This is a genomic window from Streptomyces sp. NPDC056373 (assembly GCF_042262425.1).
In the GTDB taxonomy this organism is placed as follows: domain Bacteria; phylum Actinomycetota; class Actinomycetes; order Streptomycetales; family Streptomycetaceae; genus Streptomyces.
Genome location: NZ_JBHJPX010000004.1, coordinates 385,972 through 401,032 on the forward strand (window position 1 = coordinate 385,972; position 15,061 = coordinate 401,032).

Below are 15,061 nucleotides of genomic sequence, written 5' to 3' on the forward strand. Positions count from 1 at the left end.
GCGGTTGCCCGGATGGGGGCAGGCGCTTTGAGCCGTCAGGCTCGTCCCATGAAGCAGATCACGCGCAACGCCTCCCTGATCGCGGCCTCCGTTCTCCTGTTCGGGCTCGTCGTCCCGCTGACCGCTTCCGCCACCGATGCCAAAGCCGATGCCAATGCCGAGCCTCTCGAATGGACCAAGTGCGAGGGCACCGGCCTCGACCCCCGGCAGCAGTGCGCGGTGCTCTCCGTACCCATGAACTACGCCGACCCGGGCGGCCGGAAGATCGACATCGCCCTCTCCCGCCTCCCCAGCGAGAAGCCCTCGGCCCGCCGGGGCGCGTTGCTCATGATCCCCGGCGGCCCCGGCGGGGACAGCCTCGCCGGGCCCTCCGAGGAGGGCAGACAGTTGCCCCGGTCGGTACGCGAGGCTTACGACCTCATCGGCTTCGCACCGCGCGGCAACGCCCCGTCCACGCCCGTGAGCTGCGGCTTCGACCGCGCCGACCTCGCCCGCACCAAGCTGCTCCCCTGGCCCGCAGCACGCGGATCCGTCGCTGAGAACATGGCCACCGCCCGGCGGATGTCGGACGCCTGCGCCCGCGAGGGCGACGAACTGCTGCGGCACGTCAGCACCAAGAACAACGCCCGCGACATCGACCGCATCCGCGCCGCCCTCGGCGAGCCCGAACTGTCGGCCTGGGGCGTGTCGTACGGCACGTACGTCGGCGCCGCCTACCGGGAGATGTTCCCGCGGCGCGCCGACCGCATCGTGCTGGACAGCAACGACCACCCCGACCCGGTGCGGGGCCAACGCGCCTGGCTCGCCGCGTTCGAGGTCGGCGTCGAGGACAACTTCCCCGAGTTCGCCAAGTGGGCCTCCCGGCCCGGCAACCCGCACCGGCTGGCCCGCACCGCGTCCGAGGTGCGCCCGCTCTTCCTGCGTCTCGCCGCCCGCCTGGACCGCACGCCGATCCCCTGGCCCGGCGCCAACCCCGAGGAGCTGAACGGCAACGTCCTGCGCCAGACCATGCTGGACGGCTTCTACGACCCGGACGACGGCTACCCCGCCGTCGCCGAGCTGATCCTGGCGGCGCAGAAGGGCACGGTGCCGCCCGCGCCCCAGGCCCCGCCGGACTCGGTGCTGCGGAACTACGCCGCGGTCGTTGCCGCCACCGTCTGCAACGACGCCGCCTGGCCCCGGTCGGCCGCCGTGTACCGGAAGGACGTCGCCGCCGGCCGCCTGAAGTACCCGCTGACCGCGGGCATGCCGCGGAACGCGATGGTGTGCGCCGCCTGGCCGTGGCAGCCGAAGGAGCCGCCGGTGCGCGTCACCGACCGGGGCCCCTCCGATGTCCTGCTCATCCAGAACGAGCGGGACGTGGCGACCCCTCTCAGTGGGGCGCTGAAGCTGCGCGAGGCCCTGGGCCGGCGAGCCGTGATGGTCACGAGCGACGCCACCGGCCACGGTGCCTACCTGGACAACGGCACCGCGTGCGGCGACACCCTCGTCTCGCGCTTCCTGGCCACCGGGGAACGGCCCGGCAAGGACACCTACTGCCGCTGACCTGCCTCGCACGCCCTGGCGTACCGGCGCGCCAGGGCGTGGAACGCTTCCTTCGGCTCCCAGTGCCAGCCGGAGGCGGGGTCGTCCGGGCGGTCCTTGATCACTTTGGTGAGGGCGTACGACGCCATGTCGAGGTCGAGGCGGGGCGCGTCCGCGCGGTGCGGGGCGTCGGCGCTGATGAACTCGAACGCCATCGCCGCGTAGAGGCCCATCGACGCGAAGACGTCCAGCAACCCGCCCACGTAGTCGGCCTGGACGCGCTCGCTGCGCACCAGGTCTCCCTTGATCTCCGGTGGGTCCTTGTCGTAGTCGACGACGTCCCAGCCCATGCCGCCGGTCTCGGCCGCACCGACGTACGCGCAGGTGCCGAACTCCGTGATCGCGAGCGGCTTGCCCCGGCGCAGGTACTGCTTCAAATCCCGGACGTACTCGGACCGCCGCGTGAAGTACGAGTAGTAGTCGATGCCGACGATGTCGAACAGGCTCCAGTCCGGGTCGTCGATGCTCTGGGCGGCGGCGTAGCTCAGGTTGCCCCTGAAGACGGAGCGGCCGGTCTTCGCGGCCTTCGCCGTGAACTCGGCGAGGCGGCGCTGCGTCCGCGGCCAGTCGACCGTGCCGTTCTGGAGGTTCCTGATGCGGTCCAGGGCCGTGTCGCCCGGCAGGATGCCGGGGACGAACAGCCAGAACTCGCAGCCGACGCTGAGGTCGACGCTCGCGCCCTGCCGCCGCAGCCGTTCCGCGAACCGGCCGGTCTCGGCCAGGTGCTCCAGGATGTCCCGCTGCGGGGCGTCCCCGAGGGTGGGCTGCAACCAGACGTGCAGGCCCCGTTCGGCCGCCTCGGCGGCGGTGCGCGTGAGGCGTTCGACGCCGTCCCCGGTGACGTCGACGGTGTCGGCGTGCAGGTCGTCCCGGATGGCCCGGATGTCGTGGCGCATCCTCCCGGCGCTCCACGCGGTCCCCGGGGTCTCCCCCGCCCCGACGGTGTAGACGACGCCCCGCCGGCGCAGTCCGCGGGTGTGCCGTTCCCCCGTCGCCGAGGCCTGTCCCACCGACCCGGCGATGCCGACCGCCGCCGCTCCGGCCAGAAACCGGGCCCGGCTGATCCCCTTCGCCTGTTTGCTCCCCTTGGTCTCTTCCATGCCGCCCACTGTGCCGAGGGGGGCGCCGGGTCCGCTGTCGGCCGTCGGTCTACGGCAGCGCGACCAAGGTATGAGGCGCCGTGCCGAAGGAGAGGATCACTCCTCGCCGAACCCCCGTACGTACCGCCGCTGCCAGGGTGTCTCCACGGCATGCCGGTCGTAGTGCCGCCGGACGTACTCCACCGCCTCCTCCCCCGGCACCCCGTCCAGCACCGCCAGGCAGGCCAGGGCAGTGCCGGTGCGGCCGCGGCCGCCTCCGCAGGCGAGCTCCACCCGCTCCCCGGCGGCCCGTTCCCACACCTCGGCCAGCACCGCTCGGGCCGCCGCCCGGTCCGCGGGGAGCCGGAAGTCGGGCCAGCGGATCCAGCCCGACTCCCAGGGGACCTCGGGCGGCCGCCGGCCGAGCAGGTGGACACCGTAGGAGGGGAGGGGCGCGCCGGGGTCCAGGGGGTGGCGCAGGCCTCGGCCCCGTACCAGTCGGCCGGACGGCAGTCTCAGGACGCCGGTGTCACTCTCGCTCCACAGCTCGGTCATGCCCCTCATCATGGTCGGCTCCCGGCCGCTCGGTGACGGCTTCGGCGAAGCGATGCGACAGGACCCGGACGTCTCGACGTCCCGCCGCCGGGCACCGGCCCGGCGCCCGAGCGGGTCCGACGCACCGTCAACTTGCGCAGTCGGGCGACGTCATCGGTCCGGCCTCCGGCGGATGCGCCATTCGTGTGCGATCCCTTGACCACCCCCACGGCCCCTCCTATGGTCGCGCTGACCACAGGACGTAGGACGTCGTATCTCCGCTGCCAGTCCCCTCCCCCCAGACCCCGCTGGAGGACCCGTGCGCGACGTGACCCCCGACGTGCCGGCGCTGCACCGCCGGTCGTTCCTGAAGTACACCGGCGCGCTGGGCGCGGCCGCCGCCGTCTCCGCGTCGCTGTCGGCCTGTTCGTCGGGTCCGGAGTCCACCAACGACACCGGCAGCGGTGGTGGCCGGGACCGGACGCTCACCGCGGTGATCGGCTACGGCAACGACGGCAGCTGGGACCCCACCCAGACGGCGTCCGCGTTCTGCATGGCCGCCAACCACCACATCTACGAGGGGCTGCTGGACACGGACCCGATCTCCCGCGAGCCGTACGCCGCGCTGGCGACCGAGGTGCCGAAGGACCCGGGCGCCACCACGTGGAGGTTCGCGCTGCGGGCTGGTGCGACGTTCCACGACGGCAAGCCCGTCACCGCCGACGATGTCGTGTTCGTCTTCGAGCGGATCCTCGACCCGGACACCCAGACCCTCGCCAAGGGCTTCTTCGCGAGCTGGCTGAAGGAGGTCCGGAAGATCGACGCGCGCAACGTGGAACTCGTGCTGAAGTTCCCCTTCCCGGACGGGCTTTCACGGCTGACCCTCGCCAAGATCATGCCCAGGCACGTGTTCTCCCGGCCCGGCGCCTGGGAAGACGCCATCAAGGGCAAGGCGATCGGCTCGGGGCCCTACCGGCAGACCGCGCACCACCCGAAGTCGAACACGACCTTCGAGGCGTTCGACGCCTACAACGGCCCCCGCAAGCCCGCCTTCCGGAAGATGAACTGGCTGACGATCGTGGACGCCGCTCCCCGCGTCGCGAGGATCTCGGGGTCGAGCGCGGGCGCGCAGATCGCCGACAACATCCCGTACGCCAACATCGGGCAGTTGGAGAGCGGCGGGATGACCGTCGCCGGCGGGGCCGGGATGAACAACCTGTTCCTGATGTTCAACACCGCGCACAAGCCCTTCGACGACGTGCGCGTACGCCAGGCCCTGCACTACGCCATCGACACCGAGAAGATGGTGGAGGTCGCGCTCAAGGGCCACGGCAAGCCGTCCAGTTCCTTCCTCGACGAGGCCAACCCGTCCTACCGGCGGGCGAAGACCGTCTACGACCACGACCCCGACAAGGCGAAGGCGCTGCTGAAGGAGGCCGGAGTCAAGGGGCTGAGCATCGAGCTGCTGGCCGTGAACGTCAGCTGGATCGTCGACTGCCTGCCGACCGTGAAGGCGTCCTGGGACGCGATCGGGGTGAAGACGACCCTGGCGCCGCAGGAGACCACGGCCGTGTTCACGAAGCTGGACCAGAAGCGGGACTACCAGGTCGTGGCCGCCGCCTCGAACCCCAACCAGTTCGGCCTCGACGCCGACCTGATCATGCACTACAACTACGGTCCCGAGAACCTCTGGATGCAGTACACCCGCTGGGCCGCCGACCCCGTCGCCAAGCAGCTCTTCAAGGACATGGACCGGGCCACCCGGGAGCCCGACCCGGCGAGGAAGAAGACGATCGTCCAGGACTACCTCGACGTCGTCGCCGAGCAGGCCGTGCTCTACCCGGTCGTCCACAACGAGCTGATGACGGCCTGGGACCCGGCGCGGCTCAGCGGGATAAGGGCCCAGCCGTACCCGGGCATCAACCTCCTGACGGCCAAGTGGGCCTAGCGCCGTGACGGCCGTCCTGCGGATCCTGCTGCGCCGCCTCGCCCTGCTCGTGCCGCTGATGCTCGGCATCGTGCTGTTCGTGTTCCTGGTGATGCGGTTCTCGGACGTCGACCCGGCGTCCGCGTTCTTCCAGGGCGCCAACCCGACACCGGCGCAACTGCACGACTTCCGTGAGGAGCACGGCCTGCTCGATCCGCTGCCGGTGCGCTACGCCGACTTCGTCGCCGACCTGCTGCACGGCGACCTGGGCACCAGCGCGCTGACCCGGGCGCCGGTGATCGACCAGGTGACGACCGCGCTGCCGCTCACCCTGCAACTGACCTTCCTGGGGCTGGGCATCGCGGTCGTCCTCGCCCTGCTCGGCGGTGTGACCGCGGCGATCCACCGCGACCGGCTGCCCGACCAGCTCATCCGGGTCGTGTCGCTGACCGGCGTCGCCGCGCCCGGCTTCTGGCTGGCCCTGCTGATGATCCAGTATCTGGCGGTCGACCTCGGCTGGTTCCCGACCGGCGGTTACGTCAACCCGGCCGATTCCTTCACCGGCTGGCTGAAGACCATGACGCTCCCGGCCCTCGCGCTCTCCCTCCCGGTGGCGGCGCAGCTGACCCGGATCGTGCGGACGGCCGTCGTGGAGGAGCTCGACAAGGACTACGTCCGGACGGCGATCGGGAGCGGGCTGCCGCCCCGGGTGGTGGTGGGACGGAACGTCCTCAGAAACGCCCTGATCAATCCCCTCACCGTGCTCGGCCTGCGCGTCGGCTACCTCCTCGGCGGTGCGGTCGTCATCGAGACGATCTTCTCGCTGCCGGGCATGGGCAAGCTGATGATCGACGCGGTGAAGAACGGCGATCCTGCCGTCGTCCAGGGCGTCGTGCTGACCACGGCGGCCGGGTTCGTCGTCGTGAACCTCGTCATCGACGTCCTCTACCTGCTGGTCAACCCGCGACTGAGGGACGCCGCCCCATGATGACCCGCAAGAGTCTCACCGCGGCGCTGTCGCGGCCCGGCGTACGGCTGCGCGGCCTGCGCCGGCTGCCGCCCCTGTCGAAGGTCGCCGTCTGCTTCCTGACGGTCGTCGCCCTGATGGCGCTGCTCGCGCCGCTCCTCGCCCCGCACGACCCGCTCGACCAGCAGCCCCCGGCCGGCGGCACCGGGCACCCGTCCGCCGGGCACTGGATGGGCCAGGACAGCCTCGGCCGGGACATCCTCAGCCGGCTGATGTACGGGGCGCGCTGGTCGCTGGCGATCGGGCTCGGCGCGACCGGGCTCGCCCTGGTGGCCGGTGCGCTGCTGGGGGCGGTCGCGGCGACCTCGCGCAAGGCGGTCGACGAGACGCTGATGCGCTGCCTGGACGTCGTGATGGCGTTCCCGGGCATCGCGCTGGCCGCGGTGCTGGTGGCGGTGTTCGGCGGTGGTATCACGGTGCTGATCTGCGCGATCGCGTTCCTGTTCACACCGCCGGTGGCCCGGGTGGTGCGGGCGAACGTCCTCGACCAGTTCGGCGAGGACTACGTGACGGCGGAACGGGTGATCGGCGCGCGGACGCCGTACATCGTGCTGCGGCACGTGGCGGTCAACTGTGCCGCGCCGATCCTGGTGTTCTGCACGGTCCAGGTGGCCGAGGCGGTCGTGTTCGAGGCGTCGCTGTCGTTCATCGGGGCGGGTGTACGGCCGCCGGACCCGTCCTGGGGCAGTGTCATCGCGGACGGCAAGAACATGGTGCTGACCGGCGGCTGGTGGGCGACGGTGTTCCCCGGTCTGCTGATGCTGGTGACGGTGCTGTCGCTGAACATCCTGTCCGAGGGGGTGTCGGACGCCTGGGCGGCCCCCTCGGTGCGGGAGGCGGACGTACCGGACGACGACCGGCTTCAGGAGCCGGAGCACGGCGGCGGGGAGGTCGTGCCGCTGCCCGGACTGGCGGACGCCGCGCGCCGGTTGCGGGCCCGGGCGCGCCGAGTGCCCCGGGACGGGCAGCCGGTGCTCGCGGTGGAGAACCTCGTCATCGGCTTCGGCCGACGGCACGGCGGCGTCGACATCGTGGACGGCATCAGCTTCGAGGTGCATCCCGGAGAGGTGCTCGGGCTGGTCGGCGAGTCGGGCTGCGGCAAGTCGCTCACCGCGCTGGCGATCATGGGCTTGGAGCCGAAGGGGGCGCGGGTCGGCGGCCAGGTCCGCTTCCGGCAGCGGGACCTGCTCGCCGAGCCGATGCGCGTGCGCCGCAGGCTGCTCGGCCACGAGATGGCGATGATCTACCAGGACGCGCTGTCGTCGCTGAACCCGGCGATGACGATCCGCGCGCAGCTGAAGCAGGTCGTGCGGCGTGGCGGGCACCGCAGCCCCGCCGAGCTGCTGACGATGGTCGGCCTCGACCCCGGGCGGACCCTGCGCAGCTACCCTCACGAACTGTCCGGCGGCCAGCGCCAGCGCGTCCTGATCGCCATGGCCCTGTCCCGCGACCCGAAGCTGATCGTCGCCGACGAGCCGACGACCGCCCTGGACGTGACCGTGCAGGCGCAGGTCGTGGAGCTGCTGCTGCGGCTGCGCGAGGAGCTCGGTTTCGCGCTGATCCTCGTCTCGCACGACCTGGCGCTGGTCGCGGACGTCACCGACCGGGTGGTGGTGATGTACGGCGGGCAGATCGTGGAGACGGGCGTGACCGCGGACCTGGTGGAGGCACCGGCGCACCACTACACGCGGGGCCTGCTCGGCAGCGTGCTGTCGCTGGAGTCGGCGCAGGAGCGGATGACGCAGATCAGCGGCGTCGTGCCGGCCCCGGCCGGCTTCCCCGCGGGGTGCCGCTTCGCCGACCGGTGCCCGCGCGCGAGCGGGACCTGCCGTACGACGGCTCCGGTCCTGGCCGGTCCTCCCGGGCACACGGCGGCCTGTCATCACCCGGCCGTGGAGCTGTCGGCCACCGAGAGCGGGGCGGTGTCATGAGCGGGGGTGGTGTCATGAGCGAGGGCGGTGTCATGAGCGGGGGCGGTGTCGTGAGCGGGGGCGGTGTCACCGGCGCGCTGGTGGAGCTGGCGGACACGCACGTCGTCCACAAGGCCCGCGGCGGCGGCCTGTTCACCCGCGACCGGGTGTACGCACTGACCGGCGTCGACCTGGCCGTGGCACCCGGCGAGACCGTCGGTGTGGTCGGCGAGTCCGGCTGCGGGAAGTCGACGCTGGCGAAGGTGCTGGTCGGGGTGGAGCGGCCGACACGGGGGACGGTGTCGTTCGGGGGCCGGGACCTGTGGGCGATGCCGGCCGCCGAGCGCCGACGGGCCGTGGGCGGCAGTACCGGCATGATCTTCCAGGACCCGTCGACGGCCCTGAACCGCCGCCTGACCGTCCGGCAGATCCTCCGGGACCCGCTCGACGTGCACGACCGGGGCACGCGGGCGCAGCGCGAGGAGCGGGTGCGTGAGCTGATGTCCCTGGTCGGTCTCCCCGGGGCCCTCGCCGAGGCCCTGCCGGGCCAGTTGTCGGGCGGGCAGCGCCAGCGCGTCGCGATCGCCCGGGCTCTCGCGCTGGACCCGGACCTGGTCGTCGCGGACGAACCGACGAGCGCCCTGGACGTGTCGGTCCGGGCCCAGATCCTCAACCTCCTGCTCGACCTGAAGGAACGCCTGGGACTGGCCCTGGTGTTCGTCTCCCACGACATCCAGACGGTCCGGCGGATGAGCGACCGCGTGATCACCATGTACCTGGGCCGGATCGTGGAGGAGTCCCCGGCCGCCCTGGTCACCGACCGGGCCCGGCACCCGTACACCCGCGCCCTGTTCTCCGCCACGCCCGGCCTGCTCCACCCGATCGACCCGATCCCGCTGACCGGGCCGGTGCCGTCGGCGACCCGCCCGCCGAGCGGCTGCCCGTTCCGCACCCGCTGCTGGAAGGCGGACGGGACCTGCGCGGAGCGAATGCCGGGCTTCTCGGCCGCGTCGGCGCCCGCGCACCGCTTCCGCTGCCACCATCCTGTGCGGGAGGACGAGTCGACCCGCGACCTCGTCCACCGGCGCGACCCGATGGAGGCTCCATGACTCTCGCCCCGCTGACCGGTGTCATTCCGCCCGTCTGCACGCCACTGACACCGGACGGCGAGGTGGACGTCCCCTCGCTGCTCTCGCTCGTGGACCATCTGGTGGCGGGCGGGGTGCACGGACTGTTCGTGCTCGGCTCGACCTCGGAGGCGGCGTTTTTGCCGGACCGGCAGCGCAGGCTGGTCGTCGAGTCGGTCGCGGGTCACGTGGGAGGGCAGCTCCCGGTGCTGGCCGGGGCGATCGACATGACGACGCCCCGGGTGCTGGACCATGTCGCGTCGGTGACGGCGGCGGGCGCGGACGCGGTCGTGGTCACCGCCCCCTTCTACACCCGCACCCATCCCGCGGAGATCGCCCGCCACTTCCGGGCGGTAGCCGCCGCTAGCCCGGTCCCGGTCATCGCCTACGACCTTCCCGTCGCCGTCCACACGAAGCTGCCGGCCGACGTCGTCCTGGAGCTCGCCGCCGACGGTGTCGTGGCCGGGCTCAAGGACTCCAGCGGGGACCTGGCCGCCTTCCGCCAGGTGGTGACCGGCGTCCGGGACCGCGGGGGCATCACCGGTTTCAGCGTGCTGACCGGGTCCGAGCTGATCGTCGACGCGGCCCTCGCGATCGGCGCGGACGGCACGGTGCCGGGCCTCGGCAACGTCGACCCGCACGGCTATGTCCGCCTGGACCGGCTGTGCCGCGCCGGGGACTGGGACGGGGCCCGTGCCGAACAGGAGCGCCTGTGCGCCCTGTTCGGCATGGTGACCGCCGGAGATCCGGCCCGCATGGGCCCGAACTCCTCGGCGATCGGGGCCTTCAAGGCCGCGCTGCACCTGCGCGGCGTCATCACCTGCCCGGCGACGGCACAGCCGCAGATCCCGCTGGCGCCCGACGAGGTCGAGCAGGTCGGCAAGTACCTCGCGGCGGCCGGGCTGCTCTAGGGGCCGGTCCGTCAGACGCTGCCCGGCGTCACCATCCCCGATTCGTAGGCGACGATGACCAACTGCGCACGGTCCCGTGCCGCCAGCTTTCCCATGATGCGGCTGACGTGCGTCTTCGCGGTGAGCGGGCTCAGGCCCAGCGCCTCGCCGATCTCCGTGTTGGTGAGGCCGCGCGCGACCAGGGCGAGTACCTCCCGCTCCCGCCCGGACAGGCACTCCGGCCCGCCCGTCTCCGGGGCGGAGGGGCTGCGCAGGAACCGCTCGATCAGCCGTGCCGTGGGGCCGGGCGAGAGCAGGGCCTCGCCGGCGGCGACCGTGCGGATGGCATCGAGGAGTTCGGCGGGCCGGGTGTCCTTCACCAGGAACCCGGAGGCACCGGCCCGCAGTGCCTCGACGATGTTCTCGTCGGTGTCGTACGTGGTGAGGACGAGGACCTTCACGCCCGCGAGTTCCTCGTCGGCCGCGATGAGCCGGGTCGCCTCGATGCCGTCCAGGTCGGGCATGCGGATGTCCATCACCACGAGGTCGGGGCGCGCGCCGCGGGCCAGTTCGACGGCCTGCCGGCCGGTGGCGGCCTGGCCGACGACCTCCATGTCCCGGGCCGACTCCACCAGCATCGCGAACGCCTCCCGCACCAGCGTCTGGTCGTCGGCGAGCAGCACCCGTACGGTCATCCGGCTCTCTCCCCCGTCGTGATCAGCGGCAGGACCGCCCTCACCTCGAATCCGCCCCCGGTGCCCGGTCCGGCGTCGAGTGTGCCACCGACGCTGCGGGCCCGCTCCCGCATCCCGACGAGCCCGAAGCCCGGGGTGCCGCCGGGGGCCGGGCCGGTGCCGTGGTCGCGGACCGACAGGTGCAGGGCGCCCTGCCGTTCCTCCAGTTCGACGTGGATGGCCGGTTCGGGCCCCGCGTGCCGCACGGCGTTCGTGAGTGCCTCCTGCACGATGCGGTAGGCGGCGGCGCCGACGGCCGGCGGTGCCTGCCCCACGCTGACGATCTGCTCGACGCGGGCTCCGGCCAGCCGCGCCGCCTCCGCCAGGTCGGGCAGCCCGTCGAGGCCGGGCAGCGGGCCGCGGCCGTCCGGGGGGCCGGGTTCACGCAGCACCTCCAGGGTCGTACGGAGTTCGCCGCGGGCGCTGCGGCAGGTCTCGGCGATGTCGTCGAAGGCCTTGGCCACCGTCTCCCGGTCGAGCCGCTCGGGGTCGGCGGCCAGCACATGGGCGGCGACGGAGGTCTGCACGCCGATCAGGGTGATGCTGTGGGCGAGCAGGTCGTGCAGGTCCCGGGCGATGCGCAGCCGCTCCTCGGCGACCCGCCGCCGGGCCTCCTCCTCCCGGGTCCGCTCGGCCCGTTCGGCCCGCTCCACGATCGAGGCGACGTACTGACGGTATACGCGTACGTCGACACCGCAGAAGAGCACGGCGACGACCCAGCCCGAGATCCGGAGCACCTCCAGCGCCTCGTGCATGCTGACGGTGAGCATCACGCTGACCGACAGGCCGATGACTCCCGCCCCGACCAGGACGGTGCGCAGCGGGCGTCCGGTCACCGCGACGGTGTACAGGGCGATGTACGTGGCCGGGGTCGGCGCGGAGTGGGTGTTGTCGAGGGCGTGGTACGGGGCGACGCACACCACGACCGCGAGCAGCACGAGCAGCGGCCGCCGGCGTCGCCACGCGATGGGCACGTTGCAGGCGATCAGCAGCGTCCAGCCCAGCGCGTCCGGCCTGCGCGCGTCGTCGACGAGCAGGGCGAGGGCGAGGGCGAGCGCGGCGGCGACGACGGCGAGCAGCGCGTCGTTGCGGAAGGCGTGCGGAGCGGTCAGGGGGTCGCGGTTGATCGCGGCCATGATCCGCTCGACGGGCCGCGACCAGGTCGCCTGCGGGGTGGTGGGTGCCTGCACGGTCCTCATCCTCGGCCAGGAAGGCGCCCCTCCGGGAGGGAGGGGCGCCGCACCGTTCCGCCTAGCTGCGGGCATGCGTGCCGCTAGGGGCGGCACCCGTCCCACCGAGAGCGGCACCCCGCTCCGCCGGGCTGCGCAACACCCCGCCCTCGGCCTCAACAGGCAGTTCCGGTGCCCGGGAGAGCTTCCCCGGCCACCACACCCGCCGCTTCAGCAGCACACTCGCCGTCGTCACCAGGTACGTACGCACCAGGAACGTGTCCAGCAACACCCCCACAGCGATGACGAACCCGAGCTCCACCAGCCCGGCCATCGGCAGCGTGGTCAGCACCGCGAAGGTCGCCGCCAGCACCACCCCCGCCGAGGCGATGACCCCACCGGTCGTCCGCAGCGCGGTGAGCGCGGCCGCCTCCGGCTCCGCCCCGCGCACGGACTCCTCCCGCATCCGGTGCATCAGGAAGATGCCGTAGTCGACACCGAGGGCGACCAGGAACACGAAGGACAGCAGTCCGAGCCCCGGATCGGTACCGGCGAAGCCGAACACCGGCTCGAACACCAGCCCGCCGATGCCGAGCGCGGCGCCCCAGACCGCGACCACCGCCGCCAGCAGCAACAGCGGCGCGACGAGGCTGCGCAACAGCCCGACCAGGATGACGAACACGGCGGCCAGCACCAGCGGCACGATCACCTTCCGGTCCCGTGACTCGCTGTCGGCCAGGTCGATCTGCTGCGCGCTGGGCCCGCCGACGTAGGCACCGACGGGGTCGAGCCCGGCCCGCAGCGCATTGATGGTCCGGGTCTCGGCCGGGGTCTCGGGGGCGGCGGTGGTGAAGACGGCGATCTCGGTCCAGCCCGAGCCGCTGCGCCCCGGCGCCACCTCCGCGACACCCTCGGTCGTACGGGCCCGGTCGGCGGCCGCCCCGGCCCGTGCCTCGGGCGCGATGACCGTCACGGGCCGGCTGCTGCGCTCGGGATACTCCTGCGCGAGGGTCCGCATCGCCGTGATGGACTCGGGCCGTTCGGTGAAGGAGTCCTCCTGCTTCAGGCTGCCGGACAGGTTGAGCGTGCCGAGCGCGAGGGCGCCGAGCAGCGCGGCACCTCCGACGAGGACGGTGGCGGGGCGCCGCGTCGCCGAGGAGCCCATCGCGGCGAACAGCGAGCGCCGGGCCTTCGGCTCGCTCCCGAACGCGGGGACCAGCGGCCAGAAGACGCGCCGCCCGAGCAGCACCAGGACCGCCGGCAGCAGGGTCGTCATGGCGACCAGCGCGGCGAGCACCCCGGCCATGCCGACCGGCCCCATGCCGCGGCTGCTGTTGAGGTCGGCGGCGAGCAGGCACAGCAGACCGGCCGCGACGGTCCCCGAGGAGGCGAGGACGGCGGGCCCGCAGCCGCGCAGGGCGGCGCTCATGGCGTCGTACGGCCGCTCGTGGCGCCGCAGTTCCTCGCGGTAGCGGGAGACGATCAGCAGTGCGTAGTCGGTGCCGGCACCGAGGACCAGCACGGTCATCACGCCGCCGCTCTGGCCGGTGACGGTGACGTCGAAGAGTTCGTGCAGCCCGTACCCGGCGGCCATCGACACGGCGGCGGCCACGCCCGCCACGGCGAGCGGCACCAGCCAGAGGAAGGGGCTGCGATAGATGAGGACGAGCAGCACGGTGACGACGCCGAGCGTGGCGAGCAGCAGCGTGGCGTCGAGCGTGCCGAACACCTCGTTCATGTCGGTGTTCAGCGCGCCGGGTCCACCGACCTCGACGCTCAGTCCGCCGCCGCCCTCGGCGATGTCCCGCACCCCGTCGACGAAGGCGTCCCGGGCCTCCTCGTCCTGGCCCGGCTGGGTGCTGGAGACCGGGTACATCAGCGTGGAGCCGTCTTTCGACGGGATGCCCTTCGGCTGCCCCGCCAGGTCGTAGGCGCCGTTCAGCTCGGTGATCTGTTCGTCGGCGGTGCGCCGGTCGCCGTCGGTGAGCCCGCCGTCCCGGTGGTAGACGAGCACCAGGTCGGTCGCCTCGCCGCCCGGCAACTCGTCCTGGATGCGCGCCACCTGCGTCGAGTCGGCGCTGTCGGGCAGGTAGTCGACCGCGCGGTTCTGCTGGATGTCGGCGAACTTGCCGGCGAGCGGTCCGACCAGCACGAGCGCGGCGAGCCACAGCCCGACCACCACCCAGGGCACGGCCCGCTTCCGCCCGGTACGCGTCCTTACGGCCCCCATGGGTCCGGCTCCCTCCGGTCGGGTGTCTGGATCGGTCTCCAGACTCCCGCCGGACGGGCGCCGCTTCGTCGGGCGTGTGGGCGACTTGAGGGCTACTGCCGGGGGCGGTCCCGGCCGGGCGTTACTCCCGGGGGAGTAACGGGCGGGTGTGCCTACGAAGGCGTGCGGGCCGCCGCGAGGAGCCGGGTCACGTCGTCGGAGCAGATGGTGAGCGCCGCTCCCACCGTCGCCAGTACGTCCCGCTCGGCCGTGGTGTACGGGCCGTCCGCCAGGGCGATGCGGGCGCCCTGGAGCAGGATCGATTCGCGGCCGACCGCGGCGAGGTGCGGAGTGAGCGGGTCCAGCGCCTCGTGCAGCTCTATGGCCAGTCCCGCGCCGCAGGGTTCGCCGGCGATCCGGCCGGTGTCGGCCTCCAGCGCCTCGACGAGGGCGGCCAGCTGCTCCTCGGTGCAGTCGTCGAAACCGGCAGCGCGGACGGCGAGGACGGCGGCCTCCAGTGCCGTACGGGCCCCGGCGCCGCCCGCCGCCAGCACCGCGAGGGCGACGGTGTGCACGGCGTCGCGGAGCATCGCGGAGAAGCGGGTGGTGGTCGGATGGTCGAGGACGTCGGTGCCGAAGTGGCGGCGGCAGGCCGCGCACTCCACGACCGGGCCGGTCTCACCGCGCGGCAGCACGGGCAGGCCGAGCAGGGTGAAGCGGCGCTGTCCGGTCAGCCGCTGGTAGTTGCGGTCGCCACCGCAGCCGGGGCAGAAGAACTCCCCGTCACCGGCGGCCGTCCACGCGGTTCGGGTGCCCAGGATGCGCGAAAGCCTGGCGGCATGGCCGTTTCGTCCCCGTCCTGGCAGCACGT

Annotated in this window: 12 protein-coding genes; 6 read left to right on the plus strand and 6 right to left on the minus strand. The window is 72.8% G+C overall.

Annotated features, from left to right (window positions below; all coding sequences use genetic code 11):
• Positions 1-48 precede the first annotated feature (48 nt).
• The gene (locus tag ACFCXS_RS10910) at positions 49-1,545 is read left to right on the plus strand and encodes an alpha/beta hydrolase (RefSeq protein ID WP_376642938.1); all 1,497 of its coding nucleotides are present in this window, start codon (positions 49-51) and stop codon (positions 1,543-1,545) included.
• Here the strand turns inward: ACFCXS_RS10910 and ACFCXS_RS10915 are convergent.
• Both ACFCXS_RS10915 and ACFCXS_RS10920 read right to left on the minus strand, forming a co-directional pair.
• Positions 1,533-2,684: an abortive phage infection protein gene (locus ACFCXS_RS10915; protein ID WP_376642939.1), complete on the minus strand. Its 1,152-nt coding sequence runs from the start codon at positions 2,682-2,684 to the stop codon at positions 1,533-1,535. The genes ACFCXS_RS10910 and ACFCXS_RS10915 overlap by 13 nt on opposite strands.
• Before the next feature lie 96 nt (positions 2,685-2,780).
• Complete coding sequence (locus ACFCXS_RS10920) at positions 2,781-3,218, minus strand: protein phosphatase (RefSeq protein WP_376642940.1); 438 nt, start codon at positions 3,216-3,218, stop codon at positions 2,781-2,783.
• Between the two features lie 298 nt (positions 3,219-3,516).
• Here ACFCXS_RS10920 and ACFCXS_RS10925 point away from each other — a divergent pair, with 298 nt between their 5' ends.
• Genes ACFCXS_RS10925 through ACFCXS_RS10945 form a run of 5 tightly spaced genes read left to right on the plus strand, consistent with a single transcriptional unit; the run spans position 3,517 to position 10,099 of the window.
• Positions 3,517-5,145 (plus strand): ABC transporter substrate-binding protein, encoded by a 1,629-nt coding sequence (locus tag ACFCXS_RS10925; protein ID WP_376642941.1) that lies wholly within the window; start codon positions 3,517-3,519, stop codon positions 5,143-5,145.
• Between the two features lie 4 nt (positions 5,146-5,149).
• The gene (locus ACFCXS_RS10930) at positions 5,150-6,112 is read left to right on the plus strand and encodes an ABC transporter permease (protein ID WP_376642942.1); all 963 of its coding nucleotides are present in this window, start codon (positions 5,150-5,152) and stop codon (positions 6,110-6,112) included.
• Positions 6,109-8,082, plus strand: a complete 1,974-nt coding sequence (locus tag ACFCXS_RS10935; protein WP_376642943.1) for a dipeptide/oligopeptide/nickel ABC transporter permease/ATP-binding protein — start codon at positions 6,109-6,111, stop codon at positions 8,080-8,082. Before ACFCXS_RS10930 ends, ACFCXS_RS10935 begins: the two co-directional genes overlap by 4 nt.
• A gap of 14 nt (positions 8,083-8,096) precedes the next feature.
• Positions 8,097-9,170, plus strand: coding sequence for an oligopeptide/dipeptide ABC transporter ATP-binding protein (locus tag ACFCXS_RS10940; protein WP_376642944.1), 1,074 nt, complete (start codon positions 8,097-8,099; stop codon positions 9,168-9,170).
• On the plus strand, positions 9,167-10,099 hold the full coding sequence (locus ACFCXS_RS10945; RefSeq protein ID WP_376642945.1) for a dihydrodipicolinate synthase family protein: 933 nt from the start codon (positions 9,167-9,169) through the stop codon (positions 10,097-10,099). Before ACFCXS_RS10940 ends, ACFCXS_RS10945 begins: the two co-directional genes overlap by 4 nt.
• An 11-nt stretch (positions 10,100-10,110) precedes the next feature.
• Here the strand turns inward: ACFCXS_RS10945 and ACFCXS_RS10950 are convergent, their stop codons facing one another.
• The 4 genes from ACFCXS_RS10950 to ACFCXS_RS10965 form a co-directional block, all read right to left on the minus strand.
• Positions 10,111-10,773 carry a response regulator gene (locus ACFCXS_RS10950; RefSeq protein ID WP_376642946.1) on the minus strand — a complete coding sequence of 221 codons (663 nt, stop codon included), beginning with the start codon at positions 10,771-10,773 and terminating at the stop codon, positions 10,111-10,113.
• Positions 10,770-12,011 (minus strand): sensor histidine kinase, encoded by a 1,242-nt coding sequence (locus ACFCXS_RS10955; protein WP_376642947.1) that lies wholly within the window; start codon positions 12,009-12,011, stop codon positions 10,770-10,772. Before ACFCXS_RS10955 ends, ACFCXS_RS10950 begins: the two co-directional genes overlap by 4 nt.
• Positions 12,012-12,063: 52 nt before the next feature.
• Positions 12,064-14,211 carry an MMPL family transporter gene (locus tag ACFCXS_RS10960; protein WP_376642948.1) on the minus strand — a complete coding sequence of 716 codons (2,148 nt, stop codon included), beginning with the start codon at positions 14,209-14,211 and terminating at the stop codon, positions 12,064-12,066.
• A gap of 152 nt (positions 14,212-14,363) precedes the next feature.
• Positions 14,364-15,059, minus strand: a complete 696-nt coding sequence (locus ACFCXS_RS10965) for a TerB family tellurite resistance protein (RefSeq protein WP_104780667.1) — start codon at positions 15,057-15,059, stop codon at positions 14,364-14,366.
• Positions 15,060-15,061 lie beyond the last annotated feature (2 nt).